Raw genomic sequence first — 15,023 nt, 5'->3', positions numbered from 1 at the left:
TGGGTGGATGCGGGTTGTGATCGCCGAGGACTCGGTGCTGCTCAGGGAAGGGCTCGTCCGGTTGCTCGACGACGCCGGGATCGACACGGTGGCGACCGTGGGGGACGGGCCGGGCCTGCTCGGCATCGTCGAGGAGCACGGCCCCGACCTCGCGATCGTGGACGTCCGGATGCCGCCGTCCTTCACCGACGAGGGCCTGCGCGCCGCGCTGGCGGTCCGGGAGCGCAGGCCGGGCACGCCGATCCTGGTCCTGTCGCAGTACGTGGAGGAGCGGTACGCGACGGACCTGATCGGCGGCGGCGCCGAGGGCGTCGGCTACCTGCTGAAGGAGCGGGTGTCGGACATCGCCGAGTTCATCGACGCGGTCCGCCGCATCGCGGCCGGCGGGACGGTCATCGACCCCGAGGTGATCGGCCAGCTGCTCGGCCGCCGCCGCACCGGCGACCCGCTGGAGTCGCTGACGCCGCGCGAGCGCGAGGTGCTCGGGCTGATGGCGCAGGGCCGCTCCAACGGCGCGATCGCCGGGGACCTCGTCGTCACCGAGGGCGCCGTGGAGAAGCACATCTCCAACATCTTCATGAAGCTCGGCCTGCAGCCCGCGCAGGGCGGGCACCGCAGGGTGATGGCGGTCCTGGCCTACCTCGGGCGCCCCGGCGGGTGACGGCGTCCCGGCCGCCGTCCAAGATCGGGAATGCCCGGTGACCTCGCCACGTTCAGGTATCTGGCACACTTGAGGTGCAACCGCTGCGGTACCGGTTCACGCTTCCCACATCTCCCCTGGGTCCGCCCATGGGCTGCGCGGGGAGCGCCCGGCGACCGCCTGAGGCGAGGAGAACCATGAAGCCCGACATTCACCCGAACTACGTCGTCACGACCGTGACGTGTACGTGCGGCAACACCTTCGAGACCCGCAGCACCGCCGAGAACGGCGTGATCCGCGCGGACGTCTGCTCGGACTGCCACCCGTTCTACACGGGCAAGCAGAAGATCCTCGACACCGGTGGCCGGGTCGCGCGCTTCGAGCAGCGCTTCGGCAAGAAGAAGGCCGGCAAGTAGGGCGAGCGCCGCACACATATCAGGAACGGCCCGGGGGCACCTGAGGTCCCCGGGCCTTTCGAAGCCGGCAACCGGGGACCGCCGCCGCCTCCGGGCCGGGACGGCCGGAACGGGTCAGGACACAGCGTGAATCTCGACGAACTGATCAGTGAGTACGCGGGCATCGAGGAACGGCTCGCGGACCCGTCCGTCCACGGCGACCAGTCCCTGGCCCGCAAGCTCGGCAAGCGCTACGCCGAGCTGCGGCCCATCGTCGAGACGCACCGGGAGCTGGCCGCCACCCGCGACGACCTCGCCGCGGCCCGCGAGCTGGCCGGTGAGGACGCGGCGTTCGCCGTCGAGGCCGACGACCTCGACCGGCGCCGCGAGGAACTGGAGGAGCGGCTCCGCCGCCTGCTGGTCCCGCGCGACCCGAGCGACTCCAAGGACGTCATCCTCCAGGTGAAGGCCGGGGAGGGCGGCGAGGAGTCGGCGCTGTTCGCCGGCGACCTGCTGCGCATGTACCTGCGGTACGCCGAGCGCATCGGCTGGAAGACCGAGATCATCGACGCGCACCCGTCCGACCTCGGCGGGTACAAGGACGTCACGGTCGCCGTGAAGGCCAAGGGCGGCGCCGAGGACGGGGTCTGGACCCGGCTGAAGTACGAGGGCGGCGTGCACCGCGTGCAGCGGGTGCCCGCGACCGAGTCGCAGGGCCGCATCCACACGAGCGCGGTCGGCGTCCTGGTGACGCCCGAGGCCGAGGACGTCGACGTCCAGATCGACCCGAACGACCTGCGCATCGACGTGTACCGCTCGTCCGGGCCGGGCGGGCAGAGCGTCAACACGACCGACTCGGCGGTCCGCATCACGCACCAGCCGACCGGCGTGGTCGTCTCGTGCCAGAACGAGAAGAGCCAGCTCCAGAACAAGGAGCAGGCGCTGCGCATCCTGCGGTCGCGGCTGCTTGCGATGGCGCAGGAGGAGGCGGACGCGGCCGCGTCGGCCGAGCGCAGGAGCCAGGTCCGCACGGTGGACCGCTCCGAGCGCGTCCGGACGTACAACTATCCGGAGAACCGGATCTCCGACCACCGGGTCGGCTACAAGGCCTACAACCTCGACCAGGTGCTGGACGGGGACCTCCACAACGTCACGCAGGCCCTGGTCGACGACGACATGGAACGCCGGCTGGCCGAAGCACAGAGAACATGAGCGCAGCAGAACCGGGGGTGTGGGGGGTCGACCCTCCACGAACAGCAGAGGCCGTGAGCGCAGCGAACCGGGGGGTGTGGGGCTTCGAGGGGGTCCCCCCTCGAAGGGCAGGGTCATGAATCTGCTGCTCGACGAGATCGCCAGGGCCACCGCCCGCCTCGCCGACGCGGGTGCGGCCTCGCCCCGCGCCGACGCCGAGGAGCTGGCGGCGGCCGTGCACGAGGTGCGGCGCTCGGAGCTGCACGGCGTCCCCGACAGCGCGTTCGACGCCCGCTTCTGGGAGTACGTCGCCCGGCGCGAGGCGGGCGAGCCGCTGCAGCACATCACCGGCCGCGCCTACTTCCGCTACCTGGAGCTGAAGGTCGGGCCGGGCGTGTTCGTCCCGCGTCCCGAGACCGAGGTGATGGTCGGCTGGGCGCTGGAGACGCTCCGCGACATGGACGTCCGCGACCCCCTCGTGGTCGACCTCGGCACGGGCTCCGCCGCGATCGCCCTGTCCATCGCGCTGGAGGCCCCTCGCGCGCGCGTGCACGCGGTGGAGAAGGACCCGACCGCCTTCGTGCACGCGACCCGCAACATCGAGGAGCTGGACGAGCGGGGCCGCGTCCGCCTGCACCTGGACGACTTCGCCGCCGCTCTTCCCGAGCTGAACGGCACCGTCGACCTCGTCATCAGCAATCCGCCCTACATCCCGATGAGCGAGTGGGAGTACGTCCCGCCGGACGTCCGCGACCACGACCCGGCCGACGCGCTGTGGGGCGGCGGCGAGGACGGCCTGGACGCGATCCGCGTCGTCGAGCGCACCGCCCGCCGCCTGCTCCGCCCCGGCGGCCACGTCGCCGTCGAGCACAGCGACCTGCAGGGCAACGGCGTCTACTGGATCTTCGCCGAGGAGAACGGCTGGCGCGACGTCCGCAACCGCCGCGACCTCACCAACCGGGACCGCTTCGTGACGGCCCGCCTGGCGACCGACTAGCACCGCTATCCTGGTCGGTGCCGTTTCGAAGAGCGCCGCGCAGAGGGGAAGACGGGCGATCGTGAGTCGACGTTATGACTGCTCCGAGCCGATGGAGCGCACCCGCGGGATCGCCGAGGCGGTGTCGGCCGTGCGGCGCGGCGAGCTGATCGTGCTGCCGACCGACACCGTGTACGGGGTGGGCGCGGACGCGTTCGTGGCGCCCGCCGTGACGGCGCTGCTGGAGGCCAAGGGGCGCGGGCGGGAGATGCCGCCGCCGGTGCTGGTCGGGTCCGTGCGGGCCGCGACGGCCCTGGTGGAGGACCTCGGCACCTACGGGCAGGACCTCATCGACGAGTTCTGGCCGGGCGCGCTGACGCTGGTGTGCCGGGCCAACCCGAACCTCATGTGGGACCTCGGCGAGACCAAGGGCACCGTCGCCGTCCGGATGCCGATGCACGAGCTGGCCGTGGAGGTGCTGAAGGAGACCGGCCCGCTGGCCGTGAGCAGCGCCAACCTGAGCGGGCGGCCGGCGGCCCGCAGCGCCGACGAGGCCGAGAAGATGCTCGGCGACTCGGTCTCGGTCTACCTGGACGGCGGGCTGTCGGGCCGCGCCGATCCGTCGACCATCCTGGACCTCACCGGGCCCGTCCCGCGCGTCCTGCGCACCGGTGCCGTCCCTGTCGACAAGATCCGCGCCGTGGTGGGCGTTCTCCTTACCGACGACGATCTGCGGGAGCCCGCGGACGATGTGCGGGAGCCCGCAGAGGCCGGTGCGGAGCCGGAACCGGCCAAGCCCTCCCTGATCAAGGGCGAGGCCGCGCAGGCGCAGGGAGAAGCCGCTGAGGGCCCCGCGGACACCACTGAGGGCCCCGCGGACACCCCTGAGCCCGTCGCCCCGGCCGCCGAGCCCGTGGCGGGGCCGTCGCTGACGAAGAAGGACCCCGAGGACGGCTGAGCCGGGGCGCCGCGCGAGGACGCTGCGGAGAGCGCCGCGGAGAGCGCGAAGGCCCCGCCGGGCCGGGCGGGGCCTGTGCTGTGCGACGGGCTGTGCCGTCAGGCGAGCCGTGCTGTCACACGGGCTGCGCCGTCGGGCGGCACGGCGGCGGGGTCAGAAGAGCTTCTTGCCCTTGCCGTACAGGTACTTGCCGGTCTTCTTGTTCCGGCCGCACTCCTGCACCCACAGGTGGCTGCTGTAGCTGTGGCTCACGCTGATCTTGACGGTCGCCTTGCCGTCGAAGTTGTACTTCGTCCCGTTGGACTTCACGCCGATGATCTTGAAGCGCGAGTAGTACCGGTTGTTGCCCTCGGTGAACAGGAACCGGACGCAGGAGGTCCAGCCGTTCTTCTTGTCGTCGGCCAGGTAGCCCTTGACGTACGTCTTGCCGTTCTTGCGGGTGTAGGTACCCCAGGCCGCGACGTGGCTGTAGGAGTTGTAGGGCTTCCAGCTCTTGGCGGCCGCCGCCTCGGCGGGGGCGCCCGCGACGGCCATGCCGGCCAGCACGGTGCCGGCGGCCAAGGCTACTGCAGCGAATCGCCGCATGGATCCTCCAGGCTCATTCTTTGGGGGGGTTAGCGACCGATAACTTAGCAGTGTCCGCCCGGTCATTTTTATCGCCGTCTTATGTGCTGACCAGGGCAGGACGAATTCGGCGGGGCCGCGAACCGATCGGCGGCGCGGCGCGTCCAACCGTCCGGGAAGCGCTCCGCGCCCCGCCGCGCACGGCATCGGCGGCGTTACCCCGGCACGATCACGGCAACAGTGGAACCATGCCGGACGTGCGTGGCCGTGTCCGGGGGCCGGCGATCTTCGCGGGCCTCCTGCTGCTGACCCTCCCGCTGCTGCCCCTCGGGCTCCTGCCGCCCGCCCGCGCCGCCGCGGCCGGCGGCGAGCGCATCCCGACCTATGACGTGGTGCTGAGGATCGGTGCCGACGGGGTGCTGTACGTCCGGGAGACGATCACCTACGACTTCGACCGGTCCGGCGAGCACGGGATCGTCCGGAGCGTGCCGTTCCGCGTCGGCGACCGGGTCTACGACGTGCGGAACATCGGCAGCAGCTCCTCCACCGGCGCCCCGGCGCGCGTCCGGACCACGCGGTTCCTGCACGACGTGCGGATCAGCGTCGGCGACCGGCACCGCGAGGTCCGCGGGCGCCAGGCGTACGTGATCGAGTACGAGGTCGGGCGGGCGTTCACCCCGCGCGCCGGCCGCGTCGAGCTGGTCTGGGACGCGATCGGGACGGGCTGGCGCGTCCCGATCGGGAACGCGGCGGTGCGGGTCGAGGCACCGGTCCCGCTGCGGCACGTGAGCTGCCGGGCGGGCGCCCCGGGCGCGACGACCAGGTGCCTGCGCGACCGCGACGGCCCCTACGCCGTGGACTTCATCCAGACCCTGCTCGCCCCGCACGAGGGCATGCGGATCCGGGTGCGGCTGCCCGAGCACGCGATCGCGGTCGCCCCGCCGCGCTATGCCGCGCCGCGCTGGACGGGCGGCTGGCCGGGCACCGCGCTGCTCGCCCTGGCCCTCGGCGCGGTGGTGCTGGTCGGGCGGTACCCGGTGCGGCGCCGGCGGGCCGGCACGGGCCTGCTCGCAGCCGGCCTGCTGCTGATCGTCGCCGACGCGGGGGAGGAGGTCGCGGCCCGCGGCACGTGGGCGTTCTCGGTGGGCGACCGCGGCCTGGCCGGCCTGGCGCTGCTGATCGTCGGCGCCGGGATCGTCTGCGCGCACCGCGCCCCCGCCGTGCCGGGGCGCGTAGGCGGCCGTCCCCGGGGGATGGACCGGGCGGGATGATGATCGGCAGCGAGTGCCCGCCGGGTGGGTCTACAGTTGGTCGGTCTCGATGCGAACACATCGCCCCGTCCGGACGTCCAACGGAGGAGACCCGCCCGGTCGACCGGGTGCGCGGGACGGGGCAGCACGGCAACGGCGATCGGTGAGAGGAGGCGCGGGGGAGTGCGCGAATACCTGCTCACGATCCTTGTCGCCGCCCTGGTCGCCTACCTGCTGACCCCGTCGGTGCGGCGGTTCGCCGTCTGGTTCGGGGCGCAGGCCGTCCCGCGCGAGCGCGACGTGCACGTCATCCCGACGCCCCGGCTGGGCGGCCTCGCGATGTTCGGCGGGATGGCGGCCGCGCTGGTCGTGGCGACCGGGCTACCGGAGATGCGCAAGGTCCTGGACGACGGCGACATCAGCGTCGCGAAGGCGCTGCTGCTGTCGGGCGGCCTCATCGTGCTGATCGGCATCGCCGACGACCGGTGGGAGGTGGACGCGCTCACCAAGTTCGCCGGGCAGGTCGCGGCCGCCGGGATCTTCATCATGCAGGGCATCCAGATCTACGTGATCCCGCTGCCGACGGGCGAGTCGCTGTCGCTGCCGCCCGCCTACGGGGTGCCGCTGACCGTCCTGGTCGTGGTCGCGACGATCAACGCGGTGAACTTCATCGACGGCCTGGACGGCCTGGCCGCGGGCGTCGTCGGCATCGCCGCGCTGGCGCTGTTCTCCTACGCCTACCTGCTGTCGCGGACGAACGGGCTGACCACGCTGACCGGCGCGACGCTCATCGCCGCGGTCCTGTTCGGGATGTGCGCGGGCTTCCTGCCGCACAACTTCAGCCCGGCCAAGATCTTCATGGGCGACACCGGCTCGATGCTGATCGGGCTGCTGCTCAGCGCGTCCACGATCATGCTGACCGGGCAGTTCGACCCGGCCATCCTCGCCAACGGGCTGTTCCCGTTCTTCGTCCCGGTGCTGCTGATCCCGGCGGTGGCCGCGGTCCCGTTCATGGACATGCTGCTCGCGGTGCTGCGCCGCACGAGCCAGGGCCGCTCGCCGTTCTCCCCGGACAAGCAGCACCTGCACCACCGGCTGCTGCAGCTCGGCCACTCCACCCGCCGGGCCGTGCTGATCATGTACTTCTGGGTCGGGCTGCTGGCGTCCGGCCTGGTCGGGCTGGCGCTGTTCGACGCCGCGTGGATCACCCTCGGGATCACCCTGCTGATCGCGACGGCCGGTGTCCTGCTGATGCTCCGCAAACCGCGCCGCCGGAAACCGGCCACGGACCCGGGCACCGGCGACCACCCTGCGCAACGCCCCACGATGCGCGTCTGACCCGGCGTCCCGCGCATTGTCCCGGACAGCGCCCGGAACGGTGTCCCGAGAAGCGTCCGAAGCAGGCCCTGAGCTGGGCTAAAGTCCAGGTGCGAGCGTCACCGGAGGTAGCCTCCCCGGACCCGGATGCGCATTACCTCTAGGGTAATTGTGGACATACCGGACGCTTGTGATACCTTTCACGAACAAGAGACGACCACTGACCGTGACCAGCCGGAGCCCTCATGCACACCTCCGACGCTCGGATGCTCCGCGGCGCCGCGATTCCGACCACGATCGTCGGAGTGGCCGCCGTCCTGATCGGCCTGCTGACCGCCGGCGCCAAGGGCGCCCTGGCGGCGGGGCTCGCCTCCATCGTGGTGATCGCCTTCTTCTCGGTCAGCGCGCTGGTGGTCTCCTGGGCCGCCAAGTACTCCGCGCAGACGATGATGCTCGCCGCGCTGGCCAGCTACATGGTGAAGATCCTCGCGGTGATGGTGCTGGTCACCACGATGGACCGCGTCTCGATCTGGAACACGACGGTGTTCGGCTGGACGGTCATCGGCCTCGCGCTGATCTGGATCGCCGCCGAGTTCCGCGTCGTCCTGCAGCGGAGGCCCTACATTGACGAGCCCGAGAACGTCCTGGACCGGAGTCCGTGATGCAGGCCCCGTGGACGGCGCCTGCCCCTACGGACTACTCCAATATGACCACCGCACGGGTGGCCTGCTATCGTCCGGAGCGCGATGAGCGAGCAGAAGCCCCGGCCGGAGGACGGCCAACGGGAATTCGCCGACGTCGCCTGGTCCGTACCCAGCTACCTCCTCTCCGGGATGCTCATCTGGGGCGGCATCGGGTGGCTGATGTCGGAGCTGACGCACCAGACCTGGCTGATTCCCATCGGCCTGATCATCGGTGCGGGTCTCGCCGTCTACCTGGTCTACCTGAAGTACGGCCGCAACTCCTCCTGAGCGGCCCCGCCGCCGAGGAAGTCGCCGAGGAAGTCTTCGTGAAACATCACCACATTGATGAAGGGAACGCCGCGTGAACGCGCTGACGGTCCTCGCCTCCGGGGGAGATGAGTTCAAAGCCCCGGGCCCGGAGCTGTTCGACTTTCCGCCCCTGTTCGCCGGCGGCCCGGAGTGGCTGACCAAACCCGTCCTCTTCGCGGTCGTCGGCTCGCTGCTGACCTGCGCGGTCTTCTGGATGGCGTTCGCCAAGCCGAAGCTCGTGCCGCGCGGCATGCAGAACGTCGGAGAGATCGGCTACATGTTCGTGCGGGACGAGATCGCCCGCCCGTTCCTCGGCAAGAACACCGACCGGTGGATGCCGATGCTGATGTCGCTGTTCTTCCTGATCTGGTTCTGGAACATCTTCGCGGTCATCCCGATCATCCAGTTCCCGGTGGCGTCGCACATCGCGTTCCCGATCGTGCTGGCGGTGTTCGTCTACATCGTCAAGGTCTACCTGGGCTTCAAGCACCAGGGCCCGGTGAAGTACTTCACCAACATGATCCCCAAGGGCCTGCCGCTGCCGGTCTACTTCCTGCTGGTGCCGATCGAGTACCTCTCGACGTTCATCCTGGCGCCCTTCACCCACGCGGTGCGGCTCTTCGCCAACATGTTCGCCGGCCACACGATCCTGGCCTTCTTCAGCCTCGTCGGCTTCTGGTTCCTCTTCGAGAAGCCCACCGCGCTCGGCTTCGGCGTCGGCATCGTCGGCGTGATCGTCACGATCCTGCTGACCGCGCTCGAACTGCTGATCCAGTTCCTGCAGGCGTTCCTGTTCGCGATGCTCGCCGCGATGTACATCCAGAGCGGCCTCGAAGCAGACCACTAAGCCCCCCCGGGATCCCGGCGCCCCCTGCGCCGGCCCCGCTCCGACAATTCGTCAGCCAGACCGGCGGAGCCTCCGCCGGCCGACAGAAAAGGAATGAACCCATGACGGGAGCCGTCCTCGCCGCAGTCGAAGGCAACGTCACCTCGATCGGCTACGGCCTCGCGGCCATCGGCCCGGGTATCGGCATCGGCATCATCTTCGGTCAGGGCGTGAACGCCATCGCCCGCCAGCCGGAGCTGACCGGCGTGATCCGCACCAACATGCTGCTGGGCTTCGTCCTCACCGAGGCGCTGGCCCTCATCGGCCTGGTCGCGCCGTTCATCTTCCAGGGCATCTGACCGCGGGTCCATCTGAGGAAGGGCTGCAGACATGATCACAGCAGCTTCCGTCCTAGCGGCGGAGGAGAACAACCCTCTCGTCCCGCACCCGTACGAGCTGGTCGTCGGCATCTTCTCGTTCCTCGTCGTCATGATCGTCCTGGGGCGCATCCTCGTACCGCGTCTGCAGAAGACGCTGGAGGAGCGGACCCAGGCGATCGAGGGCGGTCTCGAGCGGGCAGAGCAGGCGCAGAAAGAGGCCCAGCAGGTCCTCGATCAGTACAAGTCCCAGCAGAAGGCGGCCGCGGTCGAGGCGTCCAACGAGCGGCGCAAGGCCGAGGAGCAGGGCGCGCAGATCATCGCCGAGGCCAAGGAGAAGGCCCAGGCGGAGGCTCGCAAGATCGTCGAGGACGCCAAGAAGCAGATCGAGGCGGAGCGGCAGCAGGCGCTGCAGTCGCTGCGGGCCGAGATCGGCGCCATGTCGGTCGACCTCGCCGGCCGTGTCGTGGGCGAGTCCCTTGAGGACAGCGCGCGGCAGAGCCGGGTGGTGGACCGGTTCCTCGAGGAGCTGGAGAGCCGCGCTCGCACGCAGGAGCAGATCACATCATGACCATCACGGGAGCGGTGAGCAGGGCGTCGCTGGCCGAGGCCAAGGAGCGGCTGGAGGCTGTCATGCCCTCCTCCGACCTGGCGGGGCTCGGCGGCGACCTGTTCGCGGTGCTGCACCTGATCGACCGCGAGCACGGGCTGCGCCGGGCGGTGTCCGACCCGGCGCGGGACGGTGCCGACAAGGCGCAGCTCGTCCAGATCCTGCTGGAGGGCAAGGTGTCGCCGGCCGCTCTCGGGCTGGTCGCCGACGTCGTCCGGCTGCGCTGGTCGAAGCCCTCGGAGCTGGCGGACGCGGTGGAGACCCTCGCGGTCACCGCCGAGGCCGCCCGCGCCGAGGCCGACGGCCGGATCGACGACCTGGAGGACGAGCTGTTCCGGTTCGGCCGGGTCGTCGAGGGCGAGGTCGCGCTGCGCAGTGCGCTGGCCGGCCCGGGGCTGCCGGACGACCGCAAGCTCGGCCTGGTCGACGCGCTGCTGGAGGGCAAGGTCACTCCCGCGACGCTGACGCTGGTCACCGAGCTGGTGCTGCGGCCGAGAGGACGTAGCCTGGAAGGCGGGCTGGCCGAGTACGGCAAGCTCGTCGCCCAGCGCCGGCAGCGGCTCGTCGCGCTCGTGCGGACGCCGACCGACCTGTCGGCGCAGCAGCGGACGCGCCTGGGCGCGGTGCTCGCCGCCGCCTACGGGCACGAAGTACACCTGAACATCGAGATCGACCCGGACACGATCGGCGGACTGTCGATCGAGATCGGGGACGAGATCATCGACGGCACGATCGCCGGACGGCTGGACGACGTCCGCCGGCGGCTCGGCGCCGGCTGAGGCCGGTAGATCCGGCTGCGTTGCCGAGTGCCGGCAGAGCTGACCCTTAAGGGAGCAAGAGAGGAATCATGGCGGAGCTGACGATCCGTCCGGACGAGATCCGGAACGCGCTGGAGCGCTTCGTCCAGTCGTACGAGCCCGAGGCCGCCGCGCGCGAAGAGGTCGGCACCGTCGTCGATTCCGGCGACGGTATCGCCCACGTCGAGGGACTGCCCTCCGCGATGGCGAACGAACTCCTTGAGTTCGAGGACGGTACCCGTGGCCTGGCTCTGAACCTGGACGTGCGTGAGATCGGCGCTGTTGTCCTGGGTGACTTCAGCAAGATCGAGGAGGGCCAGAAGGTCCGGCGGACCGGCGAGGTCCTGTCGGCGCCGGTCGGCGACGCCTTCCTCGGTCGCGTCGTGGACGCGCTGGGCAACCCGCTGGACGGCCTCGGCCCGGTCGAGACGACCGAGCGCCGCGCGCTGGAACTGCAGGCCCCGACGGTCGTGCAGCGGCAGTCGGTGAAGGAGCCGCTGCAGACCGGCATCAAGGCCATCGACGCGATGACGCCGATCGGCCGCGGCCAGCGGCAGCTGATCATCGGTGACCGGCAGACCGGCAAGACCACGGTCTGCGTGGACACCATCATCAACCAGAAGGACGCCTGGGAGTCCGGCGACCCGAGCAAGCAGGTGCGCTGCATCTACGTCGCGGTCGGCCAGAAGGGCTCCACGATCGCGAACGTCCGCCGCTCCCTGGAGGAGGCCGGCGCGCTGGAGTACACCACGATCGTGGCGGCTCCGGCGTCCGACCCGGCGGGCTACAAGTACATCGCCCCCTACACCGGGTCCGCGATCGGGCAGCACTGGATGTACCAGGGCAAGCACGTCCTGATCGTGTTCGACGACCTGTCGAAGCAGGCCGAGGCGTACCGCGCGGTGTCGCTGCTGCTGCGCCGCCCGCCGGGCCGCGAGGCCTACCCCGGCGACGTCTTCTACCTGCACTCCCGGCTGCTGGAGCGCTGCGCGAAGCTGTCGGACGACCTCGGCGCCGGTTCGATGACGGGTCTGCCGATCATCGAGACCAAGGGCAACGACGTGTCGGCCTACATCCCGACGAACGTCATCTCGATCACCGACGGCCAGTGCTTCCTGGAGACGGACCTGTTCAACCAGGGCGTCCGGCCGGCGATCAACGTCGGCATCTCGGTGTCCCGGGTCGGCGGCTCCGCGCAGATCAAGGCGATGCGCAAGGTCGCCGGCACGCTGCGCCTCGCGCTGTCGCAGTTCCGCGACCTGGAGGCGTTCGCCGCCTTCGCGTCCGACCTGGACGCGGCCTCCCGCGCCCAGCTGGAGCGCGGTGCCCGCCTGGTCGAGCTGCTGAAGCAGCCGCAGGGCGCGCCGTTCCCGGCCGAGCAGGAGGTCGTGTCGGTGTGGGCGGGCACGTCCGGCGAGCTGGACGACGTCCCGGTCGCCGACATCCGCCGCTTCGAGCGCGAGTTCCTCGACTACATCCAGCGCGAGGAGGGCGGCCTGCTGACCGCCATCCGCGAGACCGGCCAGCTCTCCGACGACGGCCTCACCAGCCTCAAGAACTCCATCACGGAGTTCAAGAAGGGCTTCCAGACCAGCGAGGGCGACCTGCTGAACGAGGAGCCCGTCGAGGCGATCGACGACGAGGACGTCGAGCAGGAGACGATCACCCGCGTCAAGAAGGGCTGACGGCCATGGCCGCACAGCTACGTCAACTCCGGCAGCAGATCAAGACGGTCAAGTCGACCGCCAAGATCACGCGTGCCCAGGAGATGATCGCCACTTCGCGGATCGTCAAGGCCCAGCAGGCGGTGGCGGCGTCCAAGCCGTACGCGTCGCAGATCACGCAGGCGCTGTCCGCGCTGGTCAGCCACCATGTCGGGATCGACCATCCGATCCTGCAGGAGCAGCCGACCGACACGCGCAGCGCGGTCCTGATCGTCACGAGCGATCGCGGGTTCTGCGGCGCCTACAACGCCAACGTCATCCGCGAGGCCGAGTCGCTGATCAAGGCGCTGCGGGACGAGGGCCGCGAGCCGGTCCCGTACGTGGTGGGCAACAAGGGGATCACCTGGTACCGCTTCCGGGGCCGGGAGGTCGCGCAGACCTGGAACGGGTTCAGCGACCGCCCGAGCTTCGCGAACGCGGAGCAGATCGGCCGCCGGCTGACCGAGGACTTCCTCAAGACCGACGCCGAGGGCGGGGTCGGGGAGATCCACGTCGTCTACACCGAGTTCGTCTCGATGCTGACGCAGGCCGTCCAGGTCAAGCGGCTGATGCCGCTGGAGATCGAGGAGGCCGAGGCCGGCGAGGGCGGCAAGGTTCCGCCGGCCTACGAGTTCGAGCCGTCCGCGCAGGCCGCGCTCGACCTCCTGCTGCCCAACTACGTCGAGAGCCGCATCTTCCACATGCTGCTGCAGTCGGCGGCGTCCTTCCAGGCGTCGGTCCGGCGGGCGATGAAGTCGGCGACCGACAATGCCAACGAACTGCTCGGGGTCTACACGCGCCAGATGAACCAGGCGCGGCAGGCCGCGATCACCCAGGAAATCAGCGAGATCGTCGGTGGCGCTGACGCGCTCGCCGAGTCTGGCGGGGAGTGATAATGACTGCACAGGTAGAGACGGCGACCGCGACCGGGCGCGTCGCACGCGTCATCGGCCCGGTCGTCGACGTGGAGTTCCCCGCCGACGCCCTCCCGGACATCTACAACGCGCTCAACGTCCAGGTCACCCTGGGCGGCGAGGAGAAGACCCTGACCTTCGAGGTCGCCCAGCACCTGGGCGACAACATGATCCGGGCCATCTCGATGCAGCCGACGGACGGCCTCGTCCGCGGCGCGCCGGTGTTCGACAGCGGCGAGTCCATCGCGGTCCCGGTCGGTGACATCACCAAGGGCCACGTGTGGAACGCGCTGGGCGAGGCGCTGGACGCGCCGACCGCATCGCTGGAGATCAACGAGCGGTGGGGCATCCACCGCAAGGCCCCGGCGTTCGACCAGCTGGAGTCCCGGACGGAGATGCTGGAGACCGGCATCAAGGTCATCGACCTGCTCGCCCCGTACGTCAAGGGCGGGAAGATCGGCCTGTTCGGCGGCGCCGGTGTGGGCAAGACGGTCCTCATCCAGGAGATGATCCGCCGTGTCGCCCGCAACTTCGGCGGCACCTCGGTGTTCGCCGGCGTCGGCGAGCGCACCCGTGAGGGCAACGACCTCTGGGTGGAGATGGACGAGGCGGACGTCCTCAAGGACACCGCCCTCGTGTTCGGCCAGATGGACGAGCCGCCGGGCACCCGGCTGCGGGTGGCGCTGGGCGCCCTGACGATGGCGGAGTACTTCCGCGACGTCCAGGGCCAGGACGTGCTGCTGTTCATCGACAACATCTTCCGGTTCACCCAGGCCGGCTCGGAGGTGTCCACGCTGCTCGGGCGCATGCCGTCCGCGGTGGGGTACCAGCCGACGCTGGCCGACGAGATGGGTGTGCTGCAGGAGCGGATCACCTCGACGCGCGGCCACTCGATCACCTCGATGCAGGCGATCTACGTGCCCGCCGACGACATCACCGACCCGGCGCCGCACACCACGTTCGCGCACCTGGACGCCACCACGACGCTCTCCCGGAGCATCTCCGAGAAGGGCATCTTCCCGGCGGTCGACCCGCTCGACTCCACCTCGCGGATCATGGACCCGCAGATCCTGGGGAACGAGCACTACGAGGTCGCCCAGGAGGTCGTGCGGATCCTGCAGAAGTACAAGGAGCTGCAGGACATCATCGCGATCCTCGGTATCGACGAGCTGTCGGAGGAGGACAAGGTCACCGTCCAGCGGGCGCGGCGCATCGAGCGCTTCCTGTCGCACCCGATGTACGTGGCCGAGCAGTTCACCGGCCAGCCCGGCGTCACCGTGCCGAAGGACGAGACGGTCGCCTCCTTCAAGGCGATCGCCGAGGGCAAGTACGACCACCTGCCCGAGCAGGCGTTCTTCATGTGCGGCGGCATCGAGGACGTCGAGAAGAAGGCCAGGGAGCTGGAGAAGTAGTCCGCACCGGCGGGGGGGGGGCGCGGCGGGCGCCGCCGGGGGGGGGCCGCCCCGCGCGCGCGCCGGGGGGGGGGGGGGGGGGCGGTGGGGCCCCCCGCGGG

At 70.4% G+C, this 15,023-nt stretch carries 17 protein-coding genes; 16 read left to right on the top strand and 1 reads right to left on the bottom strand.

Translation table 11 applies throughout. From position 1 onward, the window contains the following. Nucleotides 1-7: 7 nt before the first annotated feature. The 5 genes from ABZ806_RS33065 (at nt 8) to ABZ806_RS33045 (ending at nt 4,160) form a co-directional block, all read left to right on the top strand. Nucleotides 8-661 (top strand): response regulator transcription factor, encoded by a 654-nt coding sequence (locus ABZ806_RS33065; protein ID WP_500221377.1) that lies wholly within the window; start codon nt 8-10, stop codon nt 659-661. Nucleotides 662-837: 176 nt separating this feature from the next. Next, a complete protein-coding gene (rpmE, locus tag ABZ806_RS33060) occupies nt 838-1,056 on the top strand; it encodes a 50S ribosomal protein L31 (RefSeq protein ID WP_163054148.1) in 219 nt (72 codons plus the stop codon). 126 nt (nt 1,057-1,182) lie between these two features. After that, the gene (prfA, locus tag ABZ806_RS33055) at nt 1,183-2,247 is read left to right on the top strand and encodes a peptide chain release factor 1 (protein WP_500221376.1); all 1,065 of its coding nucleotides are present in this window, start codon (nt 1,183-1,185) and stop codon (nt 2,245-2,247) included. Nucleotides 2,248-2,362: 115 nt separating this feature from the next. Beyond that, on the top strand, nt 2,363-3,223 hold the full coding sequence (prmC, locus tag ABZ806_RS33050; RefSeq protein WP_500221375.1) for a peptide chain release factor N(5)-glutamine methyltransferase: 861 nt from the start codon (nt 2,363-2,365) through the stop codon (nt 3,221-3,223). Nucleotides 3,224-3,284: 61 nt separating this feature from the next. After that, nucleotides 3,285-4,160, top strand: coding sequence for an L-threonylcarbamoyladenylate synthase (locus tag ABZ806_RS33045; RefSeq protein WP_500221374.1), 876 nt, complete (start codon nt 3,285-3,287; stop codon nt 4,158-4,160). A 153-nt stretch (nt 4,161-4,313) separates the two neighbouring features. Here the strand turns inward: ABZ806_RS33045 and ABZ806_RS33040 are convergent, their stop codons facing one another. After that, nucleotides 4,314-4,745: a hypothetical protein gene (locus ABZ806_RS33040; protein WP_500221373.1), complete on the bottom strand. Its 432-nt coding sequence runs from the start codon at nt 4,743-4,745 to the stop codon at nt 4,314-4,316. Between the two features lie 227 nt (nt 4,746-4,972). Between ABZ806_RS33040 and ABZ806_RS33035 the strand changes: the two genes are divergently transcribed. The 11 genes from ABZ806_RS33035 (at nt 4,973) to atpD (ending at nt 14,922) form a co-directional block, all read left to right on the top strand. After that, complete coding sequence (locus ABZ806_RS33035; protein ID WP_500221372.1) at nt 4,973-5,995, top strand: DUF2207 domain-containing protein; 1,023 nt, start codon at nt 4,973-4,975, stop codon at nt 5,993-5,995. A gap of 162 nt (nt 5,996-6,157) precedes the next feature. Next, entirely contained in the window at nt 6,158-7,312 is a 1,155-nt protein-coding gene (locus tag ABZ806_RS33030; protein ID WP_500221371.1) for an MraY family glycosyltransferase, read from the top strand. Nucleotides 7,313-7,536: 224 nt separating this feature from the next. After that, nucleotides 7,537-7,953, top strand: a complete 417-nt coding sequence (locus tag ABZ806_RS33025) for a Cg1360 family ATP-synthase-associated protein (protein WP_500221370.1) — start codon at nt 7,537-7,539, stop codon at nt 7,951-7,953. A gap of 84 nt (nt 7,954-8,037) precedes the next feature. Further along, nucleotides 8,038-8,262 carry an AtpZ/AtpI family protein gene (locus tag ABZ806_RS33020; protein WP_500221369.1) on the top strand — a complete coding sequence of 75 codons (225 nt, stop codon included), beginning with the start codon at nt 8,038-8,040 and terminating at the stop codon, nt 8,260-8,262. Between the two features lie 73 nt (nt 8,263-8,335). Continuing rightward, nucleotides 8,336-9,130, top strand: coding sequence for a F0F1 ATP synthase subunit A (gene atpB, locus ABZ806_RS33015; RefSeq protein ID WP_500221368.1), 795 nt, complete (start codon nt 8,336-8,338; stop codon nt 9,128-9,130). Between the two features lie 101 nt (nt 9,131-9,231). Further along, nucleotides 9,232-9,468 (top strand): ATP synthase F0 subunit C, encoded by a 237-nt coding sequence (gene atpE, locus ABZ806_RS33010; protein ID WP_089330861.1) that lies wholly within the window; start codon nt 9,232-9,234, stop codon nt 9,466-9,468. Nucleotides 9,469-9,499: 31 nt separating this feature from the next. Further along, the gene (locus tag ABZ806_RS33005; protein WP_171068786.1) at nt 9,500-10,057 is read left to right on the top strand and encodes a F0F1 ATP synthase subunit B; all 558 of its coding nucleotides are present in this window, start codon (nt 9,500-9,502) and stop codon (nt 10,055-10,057) included. Beyond that, nucleotides 10,054-10,875: a F0F1 ATP synthase subunit delta gene (locus ABZ806_RS33000; protein WP_500221367.1), complete on the top strand. Its 822-nt coding sequence runs from the start codon at nt 10,054-10,056 to the stop codon at nt 10,873-10,875. The genes ABZ806_RS33005 and ABZ806_RS33000 overlap by 4 nt, the downstream gene beginning before the upstream one ends. 68 nt (nt 10,876-10,943) lie before the next feature. Continuing rightward, nucleotides 10,944-12,578, top strand: coding sequence for a F0F1 ATP synthase subunit alpha (gene atpA, locus ABZ806_RS32995; protein ID WP_500221366.1), 1,635 nt, complete (start codon nt 10,944-10,946; stop codon nt 12,576-12,578). Between the two features lie 5 nt (nt 12,579-12,583). Then, entirely contained in the window at nt 12,584-13,489 is a 906-nt protein-coding gene (locus tag ABZ806_RS32990; protein WP_500221365.1) for a F0F1 ATP synthase subunit gamma, read from the top strand. A gap of 2 nt (nt 13,490-13,491) precedes the next feature. After that, complete coding sequence (atpD, locus tag ABZ806_RS32985) at nt 13,492-14,922, top strand: F0F1 ATP synthase subunit beta (protein WP_500221364.1); 1,431 nt, start codon at nt 13,492-13,494, stop codon at nt 14,920-14,922. Nucleotides 14,923-15,023 lie beyond the last annotated feature (101 nt).

It is taken from the genome of Spirillospora sp. NPDC047418, from assembly GCF_040643275.1.
In the GTDB taxonomy this organism is placed as follows: domain Bacteria; phylum Actinomycetota; class Actinomycetes; order Streptosporangiales; family Streptosporangiaceae; genus Spirillospora.
The sequence above is the reverse complement of the archived record's forward strand: the minus strand, read 5'-3'. Positions and strand labels throughout refer to the sequence as shown.

What these genes read in the sequence shown, in the direction of transcription:
- atpD (WP_500221364.1), top strand. Translation starts at nt 13,492, where the DNA reads ATGACTGCACAGGTAGAGACGGCGACCGCGACCGGGCGCGTCGCACGC.
- ABZ806_RS33040 (WP_500221373.1), bottom strand. Translation starts at nt 4,745, where the DNA reads ATGCGGCGATTCGCTGCAGTAGCCTTGGCCGCCGGCACCGTGCTGGCC.
- ABZ806_RS33025 (WP_500221370.1), top strand. Translation starts at nt 7,537, where the DNA reads ATGCACACCTCCGACGCTCGGATGCTCCGCGGCGCCGCGATTCCGACC.
- atpA (WP_500221366.1), top strand. Translation starts at nt 10,944, where the DNA reads ATGGCGGAGCTGACGATCCGTCCGGACGAGATCCGGAACGCGCTGGAG.
- ABZ806_RS33035 (WP_500221372.1), top strand. Translation starts at nt 4,973, where the DNA reads ATGCCGGACGTGCGTGGCCGTGTCCGGGGGCCGGCGATCTTCGCGGGC.
- ABZ806_RS33065 (WP_500221377.1), top strand. Translation starts at nt 8, where the DNA reads ATGCGGGTTGTGATCGCCGAGGACTCGGTGCTGCTCAGGGAAGGGCTC.
- prmC (WP_500221375.1), top strand. Translation starts at nt 2,363, where the DNA reads ATGAATCTGCTGCTCGACGAGATCGCCAGGGCCACCGCCCGCCTCGCC.
- atpE (WP_089330861.1), top strand. Translation starts at nt 9,232, where the DNA reads ATGACGGGAGCCGTCCTCGCCGCAGTCGAAGGCAACGTCACCTCGATC.
- ABZ806_RS33020 (WP_500221369.1), top strand. Translation starts at nt 8,038, where the DNA reads ATGAGCGAGCAGAAGCCCCGGCCGGAGGACGGCCAACGGGAATTCGCC.
- rpmE (WP_163054148.1), top strand. Translation starts at nt 838, where the DNA reads ATGAAGCCCGACATTCACCCGAACTACGTCGTCACGACCGTGACGTGT.
- ABZ806_RS33005 (WP_171068786.1), top strand. Translation starts at nt 9,500, where the DNA reads ATGATCACAGCAGCTTCCGTCCTAGCGGCGGAGGAGAACAACCCTCTC.
- ABZ806_RS33000 (WP_500221367.1), top strand. Translation starts at nt 10,054, where the DNA reads ATGACCATCACGGGAGCGGTGAGCAGGGCGTCGCTGGCCGAGGCCAAG.
- ABZ806_RS32990 (WP_500221365.1), top strand. Translation starts at nt 12,584, where the DNA reads ATGGCCGCACAGCTACGTCAACTCCGGCAGCAGATCAAGACGGTCAAG.